This is a genomic window from Streptomyces sp. NPDC033216, assembly GCF_055577115.1.
Genome location: NZ_JBVIQK010000018.1, coordinates 80,165 through 94,487, shown reverse-complemented (window position 1 = coordinate 94,487; position 14,323 = coordinate 80,165). Strand labels below are relative to the sequence as shown.

At 71.1% G+C, this 14,323-nt stretch carries 11 protein-coding genes and 1 pseudogene; 5 read left to right on the top strand and 7 right to left on the bottom strand.

Translation table 11 applies throughout. The annotated features are described in order from the left end of the window. Positions 1 to 73: 73 nt before the first annotated feature. Entirely contained in the window at positions 74 to 3,307 is a 3,234-nt protein-coding gene (locus ACZ5Y0_RS27485; RefSeq protein WP_469131360.1) for an AfsR/SARP family transcriptional regulator, read from the bottom strand. A gap of 476 nt (positions 3,308 to 3,783) precedes the next feature. Here ACZ5Y0_RS27485 and ACZ5Y0_RS27480 point away from each other — a divergent pair, with 476 nt between their 5' ends. Continuing rightward, the gene (locus tag ACZ5Y0_RS27480; RefSeq protein ID WP_469131359.1) at positions 3,784 to 4,932 is read left to right on the top strand and encodes a serine hydrolase domain-containing protein; all 1,149 of its coding nucleotides are present in this window, start codon (positions 3,784 to 3,786) and stop codon (positions 4,930 to 4,932) included. Positions 4,933 to 5,736: 804 nt separating this feature from the next. Here ACZ5Y0_RS27480 and ACZ5Y0_RS27475 read toward each other — a convergent pair. Beyond that, positions 5,737 to 6,609, bottom strand: a complete 873-nt coding sequence (locus ACZ5Y0_RS27475; RefSeq protein WP_469131358.1) for an SGNH/GDSL hydrolase family protein — start codon at positions 6,607 to 6,609, stop codon at positions 5,737 to 5,739. 571 nt (positions 6,610 to 7,180) lie between these two features. Between ACZ5Y0_RS27475 and ACZ5Y0_RS27470 the strand changes: the two genes are divergently transcribed. Next, on the top strand, positions 7,181 to 7,681 hold the full coding sequence (locus ACZ5Y0_RS27470) for a GNAT family N-acetyltransferase (protein WP_469131357.1): 501 nt from the start codon (positions 7,181 to 7,183) through the stop codon (positions 7,679 to 7,681). 140 nt (positions 7,682 to 7,821) lie between these two features. Here ACZ5Y0_RS27470 and ACZ5Y0_RS27465 read toward each other — a convergent pair whose 3' ends face one another. Continuing rightward, a complete protein-coding gene (locus ACZ5Y0_RS27465; RefSeq protein ID WP_469131416.1) occupies positions 7,822 to 8,100 on the bottom strand; it encodes a GlsB/YeaQ/YmgE family stress response membrane protein in 279 nt (92 codons plus the stop codon). Between the two features lie 581 nt (positions 8,101 to 8,681). Then, the gene (locus tag ACZ5Y0_RS27460) at positions 8,682 to 9,077 is read right to left on the bottom strand and encodes a hypothetical protein (protein ID WP_469131356.1); all 396 of its coding nucleotides are present in this window, start codon (positions 9,075 to 9,077) and stop codon (positions 8,682 to 8,684) included. Between the two features lie 137 nt (positions 9,078 to 9,214). Here ACZ5Y0_RS27460 and ACZ5Y0_RS27455 point away from each other — a divergent pair. Together ACZ5Y0_RS27455 and map are read left to right on the top strand one after the other, a co-directional pair. Further along, a pseudogene (locus ACZ5Y0_RS27455) lies at positions 9,215 to 9,418 on the top strand (TetR family transcriptional regulator); the annotation flags it as partial. 584 nt (positions 9,419 to 10,002) lie between these two features. Beyond that, positions 10,003 to 10,785, top strand: a complete 783-nt coding sequence (gene map / locus ACZ5Y0_RS27450) for a type I methionyl aminopeptidase (protein WP_469131355.1) — start codon at positions 10,003 to 10,005, stop codon at positions 10,783 to 10,785. A 307-nt stretch (positions 10,786 to 11,092) separates the two neighbouring features. Here the strand turns inward: map and ACZ5Y0_RS27445 are convergent, their stop codons facing one another. Next, positions 11,093 to 11,968, bottom strand: a complete 876-nt coding sequence (locus ACZ5Y0_RS27445) for a helix-turn-helix transcriptional regulator (protein ID WP_469131354.1) — start codon at positions 11,966 to 11,968, stop codon at positions 11,093 to 11,095. 105 nt (positions 11,969 to 12,073) lie between these two features. On the opposite strand from ACZ5Y0_RS27445, the gene ACZ5Y0_RS27440 reads away from it, so the two are divergent. Next, the gene (locus ACZ5Y0_RS27440; RefSeq protein WP_469131353.1) at positions 12,074 to 12,772 is read left to right on the top strand and encodes an SDR family NAD(P)-dependent oxidoreductase; all 699 of its coding nucleotides are present in this window, start codon (positions 12,074 to 12,076) and stop codon (positions 12,770 to 12,772) included. Positions 12,773 to 13,043: 271 nt separating this feature from the next. Here the strand turns inward: ACZ5Y0_RS27440 and ACZ5Y0_RS27435 are convergent, their stop codons facing one another. Next, entirely contained in the window at positions 13,044 to 13,496 is a 453-nt protein-coding gene (locus ACZ5Y0_RS27435; RefSeq protein ID WP_469131352.1) for a DUF4383 domain-containing protein, read from the bottom strand. A 247-nt stretch (positions 13,497 to 13,743) separates the two neighbouring features. Then, entirely contained in the window at positions 13,744 to 14,313 is a 570-nt protein-coding gene (locus ACZ5Y0_RS27430) for a hypothetical protein (protein ID WP_469131351.1), read from the bottom strand. Positions 14,314 to 14,323: the final 10 nt, after the last annotated feature.

The window sequence follows — 14,323 nt, the reverse complement described above, 5'->3', positions numbered from 1 at the left end:
GACGAGGAGAAGGCGGAGACGGTCGCCGGCGAAGGAAACTCGGCCAGTGACCTCGGCGCAGCCCACGGACCTGTCAACCCCCCTCCGCGGAAGAGGACTTGCGTACTGGATCACCACTCGCAGGACTGGGCATCCGATGGCTGCCGACGGCCCTTTCCGGCGCGACGGGCACGGCGTCGGCTTCGCTGTCCAGGGCGGCGAGACGGTCCCGGACCTCCTGGGCGGTGCGGGACAGCGCCTGCTGTTCGGCGTCGGCGAGGGCGCGGACCCACTGCGCTCGGGCGGCCTCCCGGTCGCCCATCGCCAGGCGGGTGTCCCCCAGTCGCATCAGCGCGCCGACGGCGTTCCTGTGGTCCCCCAGTTCCCCGAACGCCTTCACCGCCCGCCGGTAGGTGGCCACCGACTCCTCGTACCGGCCGAGCATACGGAGGGTGAAGCCCAAGACGTCCCAGCCCTGGGCCTGCTGCCACGGGGCGTCCAGGGCCTCGAACAGGGCGAGGGCCTCCTCGCCGTACAGGAGGCTCCGCTCCAACTGCCCCAGGTTGGAATGGAACCAGGCGAGTTCGACGAGGCATTCGGCCGTCCACAGCTCGTCCCCCGCCGCCCGGGACAGCGCGAGCCCCCGCTCGGAGGACGTCACGGCCTCGGGGATCCGGCCGAACAGGTACAGCGCACACGCCGTGCCGTAGTGGGCGCGGGCCTGTTCGGCGACGACGCCCAGTTCTTCGAAGATCGTGGTGGCTCGCTGGAGGTGGTGCAGAGCCTGTTCCTGGTGGCCGAGGTAGCCGTAGACGCTGCCGATGTGCCGCAGGCAGCGGCCTTCCTCGAGACGGTCGCCCCGGCGTCGGGCCACTTCCAGGACGGGGGTCAGCGCGGTGATGGCCTCCGGCCAGTATTCCTGGCGGTTCAGGTACTCCTTCAGCGACCAGGCCAGTCCGGTGATCTGGTGGTCCAGCTTCCGGCTGACGGCGGTGTGGAGCAGGCCGGCCAGCACCCGGTGTTCGGCGGTGAACCACCGGTTCGCCTGTTCCGCGGTGGTGAGCTCCTCCGGGGTGACGCCCGGGCTCGGGGAACCGAGGTCGAGTTCGGGCAGTGAGTCCTGCTTGAACAGCCGGTTGGCCTCGTAGGCCGTGAACATGTGCTGGTCCAGGACCCGGAGGGTGGCACGGTGGCGTTCGTCGGCGTCGTCGTGGGTGTGGGTGAGTTCGGTGGCGTAGACACGCAGCAGGTCGTGGAGGGCGAACCGGCCGGGCAGGGGCTGTTCCACGAGGCAGGAGCGGGTCAGTCCGGCCAGCAGGCGGCGGGTCCGGGGGAGGGGGAGTCCGGCGAGGCCGGCGGCGGCCGGGACGCTGATGTCGGGCCCGGGGTGGAGGGCGAGCAGGCGGAAGAGGCGGGCGGCGGGCTCGTCCAGGGACCGGTAGGACCAGGAGAACACGCTCCGGACGTCGGTGCTCATGTCGAAGCCGGTGAACGCGTCCAGGCCGCCGCGGGCGTCCCGCAGGTCGTCGGCGATGGCGTGCAGGGGGAAGGCGGGTTCGAGTTCGGCGCGGGCGGCGACCACGGCGAGTGCCAGGGGCAGCCGTCCGCACAGCTGGATGATGTCGGCCGCGGCGGCGGGCTCCGCGCTCACCCGTTCCGGTCCCAGCCGCCGTACCAACGTCTCGTGGGCCTCGGCCGGTGAGGGCAGGGCGAGGGAGAGCGGCTTGGCCCCGTCCGTCGCGATCAGGCCCGGAAGCTGGTTGCGGCTGGTGACCAGGGTGAGGCAGCCGGCGCCCGCGGGCAGCAGCGGGCGGACCTGTTCCTCGTCGTGGGCGTTGTCCAGGACGAGCAGGACGTGCCGGTCGGCCAGGAGACTGCGGAACAACGTACTGCGGGCGGTGGTGTCCTCGGGAATGTCCGGGGCGGGGACGCCGAGAGCGGTGAGGAAGCCGTGCAGGGCGTCGCTCGGTTCCACGGCGGGCGCGTGCGGGTGGTACCCGCACAGATTGACGAAGAGTTGTCCGTCGGGGAAGGAGGACGCGATGCGGTGGGCGTGGTGGACGGCGAAGGTGGTCTTGCCGACACCGGGAGCGCCGCCGATGACGACGACGGGCGCACCGGCCGGTCCCGGCCGGCCGGGCGCACCGCTCGCGGCGGACAGCCACGCACCCTCGGCCGCCCGCCCCGCGAACACCGGCAGATCATTCGGCAGCTGTGCCGGGGGCGCCGGTCGTGGCGCCCCGCTTCCGGCACCCGCCTCGGCAGGGTCGTCGCCGGCGCGGGAGGGGTCCGCCGAGCCCGGTGCCCCGACGGACGTCGTCTCGACGGTCGTGCCGACGGACGTCGCTTCGACGGCCGGCCCGCAGGACGCGGCACCGTGGACCGAGGGGGCGCGACGCGCGCCGGCGGGTGCGGTGTCCGCGTGATCCTCCCGTGCCGGGGATCGATCTCCCAGCGCCCCGGACTCCGCCGGCCGGCTCGGACCACGGCTGCCCGCGGTGCCGGACGCCGAGCCCGCCGCCTTGGCGCTGCCCCGCGGGAAGAGCGGTGGCAGGTCGTGGCGGAGGATGCCCTCGTGCAGGGCACGCAGTCCGGGACCGGGTTCGAGACCGAGTTCGTCGGCGAGGTGCCGGCGCAGGTCCGCGTAGCGCAGCAGTGCCTCCGGGTGCCGGCCGGCCAGGTACAGGGCGCGCAGCAGCAGAGCCCACCCGGTCTCCCGCAACGGATGCTGCGTCGTCAGCTCCTGCGCCGCCGCCACGGCCTGCGGAATCCGTCCGCTCTGGAGCAGGGCGGTGGTGCGGATCTCCCGGGTGGTCTGGCGCAGTTCCTCCAGGCGTGCGGCTTCGTGCGCGGCGAACAGGTGGTGCGCGGCGTCGGCGAGCGCGGCACCGCGCCACATCTCCAGGGCGCGTTCGGCCTCCCGCAGAACGTGTTCGGGCCGCTCCCCGTCCAGCAGTCGGTGCGCCTGGGCGACGGCCCGCTCGAAGCGCACGGTGTCCCGGCTCTCGGACGGGACACGCAGGACGTAACCGGCGGGTTCGGTGACCAGTACCTCGAACGTTCCCCGGACGCGCAGGCGTTGGGGCTCCAGGACCGCGCGGACCTTGCTGACGTGGGCGTGCAGGGAGGCCATCGCCCCGCCCGGCGTCCGCCCCGGCTGCTCCGACCACAGCTCCTCGCACAGCGTCTCGGGAGCGACCGCCCGACCATCGGCGAGCAGCAGCCGGATCAGCAGCAACCGCTGCTTGCGGCGCCCGGCATTCAGCACCGTGCCCGCCCGCCGCACCACCAGTGGACCCAGCAACCCGAAGTCGAACTCGTGCCCCACACTCGTCACCGTTCCCACCCAGCACCCCGCTCGACGGCGTTTCCACCCACACACGTACGGTCCGTCAACACGTGAGCGACCCGCTCCGGCCGCAGGCCCCGCCGAACCCTGACGGTGGCGTCATGGTCGAGAGGACGGACGCCGGGCGCCGCCCCGACGGGGACGTCCGCGCGACTCCTGTCGCGACGACCTGTTCGTCCAGGACGGGGATCGGCGCAGGTGGCTCGGAGCGGAGAGGACCCCGTCGTCCGCTTCCCGCACACCAGGAGGGACATTAGCAGGGCGTCACACAGTGTAAGAGCCCCGCGAGCGGCATGATCCGCCACCACGGAGGTGGGCGCTTGCGGCCGACCGGGGAGGCGATCCCCTGGAGGTTCCTCCCTGAAGCAGCCTCTGAGCCGCCACGGGACGTGAACCAGGGCGCCGTTCAGCCCGTTGAGTGATCGAACGAATGCCATCCACAGAGGGGAAAAGACATGGTCACCGTCGAAGGAACGAGCACCGCCCGCTTCGCACCGGTACGAGCGGCACTGGCGGCGCACCTCGAAGCCGGCGAGGAGCTGGGCGCGTCGATCGCCATCGACGTCGACGGTGTCATGGAAGTCGACATATGGGGCGGACATGCCGACGCGGCACGAACCGTGCCATGGGGCCGGGACACGTTGGTCGGCCTGTGGTCGACCACCAAGACGCTCAGCAGTCTGGCGGCCCTCGTCCTCGTCGACCGGGGGGCGCTGGATCTCCACCGCCCGGTCGCGCAGTACTGGCCCGAATTCGCCGCCCGGGGCAAGCAGGACATCGAGGTGCGGCACGTCCTGGCGCACACCTCGGGGCTCTCCGGCTGGCAGCAGCCCTTCACCATGGACGACCTGTACGACTGGCCGACGGCGAGCGCCCGACTGGCCGCGCAGGTGCCCTGGTGGCAGCCGGGGACTGCCTCGGGGTACCACATGCAGACCCAGGGACAGCTCGTGGGAGAACTCGTCCGGCGGGTCAGTGGCCGTACCCTGACCGAGTTCGTCGACACCGAGATCGCCGAGCCGTTGGAGGCCGACGTCCAGATCGGCGCGCGCGAGGCCGACTGGCCGCGTATCGCCCCGTTGGTGTCGTCGTCGCGGATCTCCGCGGTACCGGCCGGTCTCGATCCCGAGGCGGTCTTCACCAAGACGCTGCTCGGAAGCCCTGCCCGGGACGAGCACGTCGACACCCCGCGCTGGCGCCGCGCCGAACTCGGAGCCGTCAACGGACACGGCAACGCACGAGGCCTGGCCCGTGCCCTCTCCGTGATCTCACGACGCGGCGAGGCGAACGGCCTGCGGCTGCTCTCGGCGGAGACGGTAGACAAGATCTTCGCCGTGCAGGCCGACGGAGTCGACCTGTTCCTGGGCGTTCCCGTGCGCTGGGGCATCGGCTACGCGCTCGCAGACCCCCGCACGATGCCGCACATGCCGACCGGAACGATCTGCTTCTGGGTGGGCTGGGGCGGCTCGATCGTCCTGATGGACCTGGACCGGCGCATCACGTTCGCGTACACGATGAACCGCATGGGCGACGGGATCCTCGGCTCGGAGCGCACGCACAGCTACCTCAGGCACGTCTACGAGGCTCTCGACGGCGCGAACTGACACCCGCTCGCCGAAGGCCACGTCCGTCTCGAGAAGCCCCGGACCGTGAGGAGCCGTGCAGACCTCGGCCTCCCCGGGGAGAGACCGTCATGCGCCCCGAGGGGCCCTGGACAGGACCGGGAGGATCTCGCCGGCCTGCCCCGGCGCGCCACCAGCGCTTCCTCCCTCTCCCCGCAACGGCCCCTCGCTCGGTCGACTTCGGCAGCACCTGTAGGCGCGCACGGTACGCCGGCCCGGGCGGAGCCCTGGTTCAGGCGCTCGAGCGGGGTGCCTCGTGCCCGATGCTGTGAACCACGCCGCAGTGCCGCCCGTTCGCGGAGCAGCGAACGCCCCGGAGCGGAACGGGGGCTGAGACGGCAGGCGCGTCATCGTGGAAAGCGCGGTGCAGGTGGCCCTGTCACGGGAGGGGAGACAGCGCTGTCCCCCTCCGCAGCAGGGAACGGCACGGGGACGCCCCGTGCGTCACGCGGCGAGCCCGGCCACACGGTGGAGGCGTTCGTATGCGGGGAGCCGTCGCGACGGGACATCACGTGGGTGCCGTCATGCGTCCACGCCCGCCGACTGTTCATGGTGTCGCCGCCTCGGACCGCGCGCACGCCGCGGTTCTCGCCGTCCGGTGGGGACTGTCCCGCTGGGTGGATCATGACTTCGGGGCAGGCGGGGAGGGCGTCACGCAGAACACCCGCGCCCATGCAGCGGTGGGCACCGGACGGCATGAGCTGCCCGGGGCGTCGCCCTGTCGGCCGGGTCCGGCTCCGCCGGGTCGGGCGTGGTCGTGCGACCCGGCGGAGCGGGACAAGGCGACTACGTGCCGAGCTGCTCGTACACCTTGTGCGCCACCATCAGGTGTCCGATGGCGTTGGGATGGGCGGAGCCGGGCGTCTGCGGCAGCAACGGATTGATCCACTGCCTGGACGGGGGCTGGCACATGTCCTTGCCGCGGAACAGGGAAGACGTGTCCACGAACTCGGCCTGCTGGACGTAGGCCGCGGTCTCCAGCAGGAGGTTCAGCCGGTTCGTAGTCTGGTTGAGCCAGGTGACGTCGCCCTTGGCCAGCGGCACGGAGGAACCGCAGGTGCTTCCGTCGGTGGGGAACGGATTCGGGTACCCGACCACGACCACACGCGCCTCGGGACTGCGCCGCTCGATGTCGCTGAGCATGTCGGGTATGCGTGTGCTCAGTTTGGCGAAGTCCGCGTCCAGGTCCTTGCCGCTGCGGAGCAGCGTGTCACGACAGGGAGTGCCCTCCCTGGTGGACAACCCGGCCAGCACGCACGTGGTGAGCACCTCGGAGAAGCCGAGGTCGTTGCCGCCGAGCGTGACGGTCACCAGATCGGTGTCCCTGGTGAGGGCGTCGACCTGCGGGGCGGCTGTTCCCTGCTTGTTCCACAGTGAACGCGTGGTGGCGCCGCCGCAGCTGACGTCCTTGAACACGGTCGGCCTGTACGTCTCGGCGATCCATGACGGGTAGCCGGCCGAGGAACGCTTGCACTCCGCGTCCGTCTGCTGGGGCAGGCCCGTGCCGGCCGCGTAGGAGTCACCGAGGGCGACATAGTGCTTGACGGCTTCCTGCCCGGAGGCACTGGCCGCCTCGGCCGAACCGGTCCCGGAGAGCAACAGCGAGGCCGTGGCGGCGGCGGTGAGGGCAGCGCTTGTCGTCCTCCTTCTGCGGCGCATGGAGCATCGACGGTGATCAGGCATGCAATTCCCTTGGGGTAGATGGTTCGAGGCCCGACACGCGGGCATGCCTCTTGTCTCAACGGCAACGGCGCACACCCGGTTCACCGCGCGCACAGCGCGGCCCTCCCCACCCTTGTCCGGCTCCAGCCAGGCAACTCGCGTGCGAGGCGGGTGCGTTCCACTTCGAGACGTGGGCGCGGCGGCCGCCGCCGCGGACATGGCCCACGCCCAGGGGGTCGGCCGCGACCTGGCGGAGCTGGTCATCGGCGGGACCGCTTCCTGGGTCTGCGGTGCACTCCGGGGGCAGGGCGAGGGTGAGCCGACGCATGCGTGCGCCGGAGGCTGTGGCGTTCCGCTACCTGGGTGCCGGTGCCGGCGGTATTTCGGTTGGCCGTGTACAGGGTGTCGTCGCTCTCGACGAGCAGCCCCGCGTCGAGGGGCGCTGATCGTCGTGGGCCCGCTCCACGGACTCTCGGCGCTGGTGGCGGTGGCGGTGCTGGACGGGTGTGGCGAAGGGCGATCAAGAGGCTCGTTCAGGTCCTGCACGCGTCATGCGATGCTCGCGTCCATGACTGATCAACGCGAGGTTGCCGTCGTCCGCTGGCCAGGTCAGGTCCCTTCCGCCCAGGAGGGTCCGGCTGGGCTGCTGGCGGCCTACCATCTGCGGACGCAGGCCGAGAAGGGTGAGGCTGTCGCCGGTGTGGAGGGGCTGCCGGACCGCTACCGGGCAGAGATCGTGGATCCACGGGCGGTGTTCGTCGACGATGTGGTGCTGCTGGCGTTGAGCGGGGACAGCGCGGTGGGTTGCCTGGTGGTGACCGCCCCTGTCGAGGGAAGGTGCGAGGTCAAGAGGCTGTGGACGGATCCGGCGTTCCGGGGGCGGGGTGTCGCGTCCAGCCTGGTCGACAGCGCGCTCGCGCATGCCGCGGAAGTGGGCGTCGGTGTGGTGCGGCTGTCGGTGTGGAGGTGGCGCGCAGGCGCGATCGCCCTGTACGAGCGGCTCGGCTTCACCGTCACCGAGTCGTGGGACGGGCGGGACCAGTTGGTCTGCATGGAACGTGCCGTGTGAGTGGGTGCACTGCGCCTCGGCTCCTCGCCCCCTCTGCCGCTCGATCGCCGTGCATGTCGCTGCCATGACATGCCGACGGCTCCCGTCCTGCGAAACAGGAGGGAGCCGTACAGGCCTATGAGGGGTGTGTCTTCAGCTGGTCACGCGTGACGGTGCGAGTGCCGGTTACCGGTGACGAGGCGGTAGAGGGCGAGCAGGATGACGGAACCGATGATCGCGGCGATCCAGGTCGAGAGGTCGAAGAAGCCGTCGATGGAGTCGACTCCGAAGATCACCTTGCCGAGCCAGCCGCCGAGCAGACCGCCGACGATGCCGATGAGCATGGTGATGACGATGCCGCCCGGGTCCTTGCCCGGCATCAGGGCCTTGGCGATGGCGCCGGCGAGCAGGCCGATGATGATCCACGCGATGATGCCCATGGTGTGTCTCCGCTTCGTCATATAAAGGCTGTGTTAGCTCATCGTCTGTACCGATCTCGCCGGAACAAACCCCGTCTTTCGAAATTGGTGGGGATCAGGCGCTGCCCGTGTGGGCGGCCATCGGCGCGTTCGGGCAGCAGGGACTCCTCGTGGTGTCGTACGAGCATGGGCTCTCGGCGCGGGGAGGCGCATGGCATGCAGGTGACTCCGGCACAGCGCCATGACTCATGGGCCTGGACCAGATCCGTGGGCCGAGGTTCCACGGCGGCGAAGCGGAGGGAGGCGCCGGCGCTCCGCACGGTGGTGGGTTCGCCGGCGCCGCGGGCTGCGGCCTACCGCGGCGGGGAAGCCCGTGCACGACGTCGGTCAGGAGGGCGGCGTTGATCCTGCCCGCAGTTCAGCGCGGCGGTGTCGACGGCTCGGATGGCGTCGGTCAGCGGGTCGGCGACGGCGGCGGCGAAGGGTGCCCGCCGACAGGGGACCGAGAGGACTGGTGTCGACATCACGCCCGTCCGCAGGGAGACGGGTGGCAAAGCGGGCACGGGGGCGGCGCTCACGTCACGGACATGGAGGGAACGCGGTCACAGGCCCGCGTGCTCCAGCAGCAGTTCGAGGTCGCTGTCCTTCACCCGGGTGACCCCCTGGGGGTGTCGGTTGGACAAGGCGTGCAGCGGGACGGGGTCGCGGTGCAGCCGGCGGGTCGCTGCCGGATGCAACGTCGCCGTGAAACGCCACGGTTGGCGAGGGCTTCCGGCCACCTCGTACGGCTCGTCATCGATCTCGGCCACCGCGGCGATCTCCCGCACCGGTGAGGCGAAGTAGATCCACAAGCGGTCGCCGGGAGCCATGCGCCGCCACCTGGACAGGCACCACTCGCGGCGAGGCGCGGTTCCGGCCAGTTCCAGCATGCGGTCCTTGTCGCAGGAGGCACCTTCCGGGGTGGTGTCCGCGGGTTTCACGATGAACAGCCAGTCCACGGATATCCCTCCGATCGTGCGGTCCCGCGCCCCTGTCGTGCCCGGCGCGGGTCTCCAGTGTGCTGCCCGGTACGGGAGCACTCATGCCCGGTGGCGCGCACGCGCCGTGCACGTCCGATCCGGAACTCACGTGAGACTTCCTCGACCGCCTGCTGCCCGTCTGCGCTCAGTTGCTCGACGCCGCGGTCGAGGCGGGCGACATCAGGCCCGGTACGCGGCCTCACGAGCTGATGCGCGGCATCGGCAACCTCGGCATCGGACGGAACGACGACCCCCGCTACGACCCCCGGCGCCTGATCGCTGGCCTTCTCCGAGGCCTCCAGCAGCCTCACGCCTCCTGACGCCGACGAGCGGCATCGCACCCTGAACCCTCAGCGCCCCACGCGCCCTGAGCGGCCGCCTCTCGACAGCCGGAGAGGTCGGCGGCGCAGCGGCGCCCCTCAGCCGCCGCGGTCACTTCTCCTGCACATCGAAGACGGCACCGTCAGAACGCCGCTCGACGTCGTGAACATCCGCTGCCGTGCCGCGTGAACAGGACCACGGGCCCGCTCGCGATGCCCTCCTGCGGTGCCACCTCTTGTGTGCGTGGTGACCGAAGTCGGCCGATGCGCCGCCACGTCCGGGCCGGCTGATCTCGGCCTGCACCGCGTCGGGAGGGGGGCCGAGGATGTCGCCGATCGTCGCCATGGTCGGGGGGCGGGGGTGGCCACGCGGCCCGGCTCCGTCCTCCGGATGGTCTCGGTGACGCGCATGCGGCGAGTGCGGTGTCGAGCTGAGCCCCCTCCCGTGGCCCGACGCGGAAGGGCGCCGAGGCGCTGTCCGCGTTCGTCCTCTGCGGGAGCGAGCGGCCGCGTGACCATGGCGCCGACGCTGCACCGGTATAGTATTACCGGTATAGTTATTGGTTTCATGAGAAGGGCGCCGCATGATCGAGATCCTGAACCCCACCCGGTTGGCCCGAGCGAAGGACACGGGCGCGCTGGTCGCTGACATCCTGCGGACGCTGAGGAGCCGCAGCACGATCGGCGTGAACCTTCTGGACATCGATCGGTGGGCCAAGAAGATGATCATCGAGGCCGGAGCGCTGTCCTGTTACGTCGACTACGAGCCGGCTTTCGGACGCGGCCCGTTCGGCCATTACATCTGCACGGCCGTCAACGACGCCGTGCTTCACGGACGGCCGTACGACTACACGCTCGCCGACGGCGATCTGCTGACCCTCGACCTCGCCGTCTCCAAAGGCGGAGTCGCTGCCGACGCCGCCATCAGCTTCATCGTGGGCGACGCAAGGCCCCCGGAGAGCGTCGCGATGATCAGCGCGACCGAACGCGCGCTGGCCGCAGGGATCGCCGCTGCCGGGCCGGGGGCTCGCATCGGCGACATCTCCCATGCCATCGGCACGGTCCTCGGTGAGGCGGGGTACCGGATCAACACCGAGTTCGGCGGTCACGGCATCGGATCGACGATGCACCAGGACCCCCACGTGTCGAACACCGGACGACCGGGCCGTGGATACGAACTGCGCCCCGGGCTGATGCTGGCACTGGAACCGTGGGTCATGGCGGACACCGCCCAACTCGTCACTGATGCCGACGGGTGGACGCTCCGAAGTGCGACGGGCTGCCGGACGGCACACAGTGAGCACACGATCGCAATCACCGACGACGGAGCCGAAATCCTCACCCTGCCGAAGCAAGCCCAGCCGTGAGGTCGTCACCCCGTCTTCTGCTTCCCCCACTGCCCGCGGGCATGTGAACGGTCCAGCCGACCTCAGCCGCACGCCCCGTACCGCCGTGGGCGGCGGGAAGGGCGTCGGACATGCCCGAAGGCCTGCGGTCACCATGGGAGCCGGAGGTCGCCGGGAACGGGGTTCGGCTCGATGGAACCGCGGCGAGAGCCGGAGGCCGGTCTGGGTTCGCACCCGTGGCGGTGTCGCCGGCGCGACACGCCGGTCAGCCGTCGGGCCGCTGCGCGGCGGCCACCGCGGACTCGTGCGGAGAGGTCGCCGCGCCGCGTCAGGTGTGCGTGGTGGCCGGTGGGCCGGCGATGGCGGTGAGCCGGAGCTTGGTCTCGTCGTCGCTGCCGGGTGCCGCGGTCATGATGACGATCTTGAGCTCGGAGTCGCCGTCGGTCAGGACGTCGCAGTCCACGGTGACGGGGCCCACCGACGGGTGGTCGATCGTCTTGTGATCCTCACGGTGCTCAGCCACCTCTCCGGTCGCCCACAGACCGGCGAACCTCCTGTTGCCCTCGTTCAGATCGCGGATCAGCGCGGCCAAGCGGGTGTCCCGGGGGAAGCGGCCGCTGGCGCGGCGCAGATCGGAGACGACGGCGGCGTCGGTGGCGTGCCGGTCCGCCTCGTTCACCGGCCACAGGGCGAGGCGCACGGGCCCGTCATCCACCGGGAATCTGTCGCGGGCGAAGTTGCGCAGCCTCGGCGGCGAGCCGGAGGGGTCTCCCAGAAGGGCGGCCCACCCACGGTTCCACCACACCAGTTGCCAGTCCGCCGCGAACACGGCGACCGCCACGTCCCCGAGCCGGGCGAGCACCCGCTGCACGCCGGGCGGAAGATGGTCGGAGATCACGCCGTCCGCCGGCGGCACGAGCCGGGCCAGCCGGTAGAGGTGGTCCCGCTCGGCGGTGGACAGTTGCAGGGCGCGCGCCATTGACGCCACCACCGACGCCGACGGTGTCGTGGCCCGCCCCTGCTCCAGGCGCACGATGTAGTCGACCGACACCCCCGCCAGGTCGGCCAGTTCCTCGCGCCGCAGCCCGGCCGCCCGGCGCCCGCGGGCCACCGGTAGCCCGGCGGCCGACGGGGGCAACCGGTCCCGCCACGTGCGGATCATCGCGCCCAGTCCGGTTCCGGGGATCGTCGGCATGCTCTCCATTCTCCGGCCTCCCTCGTCGTGCGGGTGGGCGCGAGGGTGGTACTGGTCTTCCCACCGTCGAGGCGTCCCTGGTAGGCGTCGCTGGCCGGGGCCAGTATCGAACGCATGACGATCACCTTCATCACCGGAGCCAACAAGGGTCTCGGCCGCGAGACCGCCCGCCGCCTGGTCGAGTGCGGGCACACCGTGCTCCTCGGAGCCCGCGACCGCGAGCAGGGCGAGGAGGCCGCCGCCGCGCTCGGCGCGCGCTACGTACCCATTGACGTGACCGACGACGCGTCCGTGGCCGCCGCGGCGGAGAACGTCGCCGAACACGAGGGCAGAATCGACGTCCTGGTCAACAACGCCGGTGTGCACGGCCCTCTCGGCGATCCCAGCGACCTCACCGCCGCTGACGCCCTAGCCGTCCTCGACGTCAACGTCATCGGTGTCGTGCGCACCACCACCGCGTTCCTGCCGCTGCTGCGCCGCTCGGACGACCCCGCGATCGTCAACGTCAGCAGCGGTATGGGCTCCCTCGCCCTCACCCACGACCCCGGCCGACCCGAGTCGCACGTGGTCGCGCCGCTCTACACCTCCTCGAAGGCGGCGCTGACGATGTTGACCACGCAGTACGCCAAGGCGCTCAGGGGCATCCGCGTCAACGCCGCGGACCCCGGCTACACCGCAACCGACCTCAACGGTCACAGCGGCCCTCAAACGGTCACGGAGGGCACAGACGCGATCGTCGCCCTCGCCACGGAGGGGCCCGGCGCCGGCACCGGACGCTTCGTCTCCCGTCACGGCGAGATCGCATGGTCCTGAAACCGGCCGTGCCGGACCCGTCATGTCAGGCGACGAGGACATGCTCCGCGGCCGGTCGTGGGCGGCCGGACGCGACGTTCAGCGGCCTCCTGGTCCGCACGTGGCTGGACACTCCCATGACGTGCGGCGCGGGCACAGGCCGGTGGGTCGGTCGGCCCGAGACCGTCCCGCGCAAGCCCAGCCCTGGCCGCACCGCCCGCCGCCAAAGCCGTTGCCAGGGCAAACGCAGAGGTCGGGCCGGAGTTCGGCGGTGGTGATCACCCTTCGATGATCACGCGGGAGTCCGTGTCGCGTTGCGCCCGCGGGTGAGGAGGACGCCCAGAGCGATCATGCCCAGGCCGAGCACGAGGTGGAGCCAGTTGTCGGCGTTGTTCAGGGGGACGAAGTTCGCGGCGCTGTCCCGGTCGATGACGAGCCCGTACAGCCACAGGACCAGGTAGACGGCGCCGCCGACGAGGAGGTAGAGCCTGGCTTGCGATGCGGTGCGGGACAGCGCCAGCCCGGCGACACCGTAGGCCAGATGCACCAGGTTGTGCAGAATCGACACCTGGAAGATGCCCAGAAGCTTGGCTCCGGAGTGGTGAGCGGCGAACTCCATGCTGTCGTAGTTCGTGGTGACCCCCGGAATGAAGCCGAGGACACCGACCAGCAGAAACACCACTCCCACCACCAGGGCCGCCAGCTGCACCGGTGTTCGGGCGGTACGCGGGGTATGGATGGACACGGACGCTCTCCTTGTTCAGGTCCGGAAGCCGATCCGGCTGCCCGGTCTAATCGTTGCCGTCACGACGGCCCACAGCCGCCGGGAACATGTCGCACAGCACCTCGTGCGCGAGCCGCGGAACGTGCCCCAGCTCCGTGTGCACGGTCTTCCACGGACGGTCACGGCCGACTCGTCCTGTCACGCGCCTCGGCCGGCCGCTCGGCCGGCTCGACGGACGGTCCGCGCGCCCGGTGCCCGAGAGCGGGCGCTACGGCATGAAATGGGTCGCCGAGCGGGCCCGCTCCCACATGCCAGGAATCTGTTCGGTGGGACGCTGCTGCTCGCCGTGCAGGGCGTTGAGCATCACCAGGCACCCGGTCAGTGCCGGCACCGCCCACTGCGCGTAGGCCAGCTGTCGCCGTGCCGTATCACGGTCGATGGGATGCTTCCGCGCCTTCTCGGCGTCCTGCGGATCGGGGGAGGAGGCCAGGTCGACCTTCTTGCCCAGGACACGGGTGTAGGCGGTGGCGGCCAGGGCCGCGGCGGTGACGACGGCCTTTGCCGTGGTGGACGCGGCCACTCCCTGCTGGTTGGCGACGCGGTGGGCGTTCACGGCGAGCAGCCCGCCGCCGCCGAAGAGATGCGCGCCGATGGCGGCGGCGTTGACCGGCGCCCACTTCGCCCATCCCGATGAAGAGATGCGATCCCTGGTCGCCTCAGTTCCGCCTTCGTCGCTGGCCGCGCCGTTGAGACCGATCGCGCCCATCAACGAGCCGCCGAACCAGGCGGCCAGACCCACATCGTGCAGGCTGCGGATGAGGGTGTTGCGTTCGGACATGACGGTGCTC

Bases quoted from the DNA above. Each gene is read 5' to 3' on its own strand.
- ACZ5Y0_RS27480 (WP_469131359.1), top strand. From the start codon at position 3,784: ATGGTCACCGTCGAAGGAACGAGCACCGCCCGCTTCGCACCGGTACGA.
- ACZ5Y0_RS27475 (WP_469131358.1), bottom strand. From the start codon at position 6,609: ATGCGCCGCAGAAGGAGGACGACAAGCGCTGCCCTCACCGCCGCCGCC.
- ACZ5Y0_RS27470 (WP_469131357.1), top strand. From the start codon at position 7,181: ATGACTGATCAACGCGAGGTTGCCGTCGTCCGCTGGCCAGGTCAGGTC.
- ACZ5Y0_RS27465 (WP_469131416.1), bottom strand. From the start codon at position 8,100: ATGGGCATCATCGCGTGGATCATCATCGGCCTGCTCGCCGGCGCCATC.
- map (WP_469131355.1), top strand. From the start codon at position 10,003: ATGATCGAGATCCTGAACCCCACCCGGTTGGCCCGAGCGAAGGACACG.
- ACZ5Y0_RS27445 (WP_469131354.1), bottom strand. From the start codon at position 11,968: ATGGAGAGCATGCCGACGATCCCCGGAACCGGACTGGGCGCGATGATC.
- ACZ5Y0_RS27440 (WP_469131353.1), top strand. From the start codon at position 12,074: ATGACGATCACCTTCATCACCGGAGCCAACAAGGGTCTCGGCCGCGAG.
- ACZ5Y0_RS27430 (WP_469131351.1), bottom strand. From the start codon at position 14,313: ATGTCCGAACGCAACACCCTCATCCGCAGCCTGCACGATGTGGGTCTG.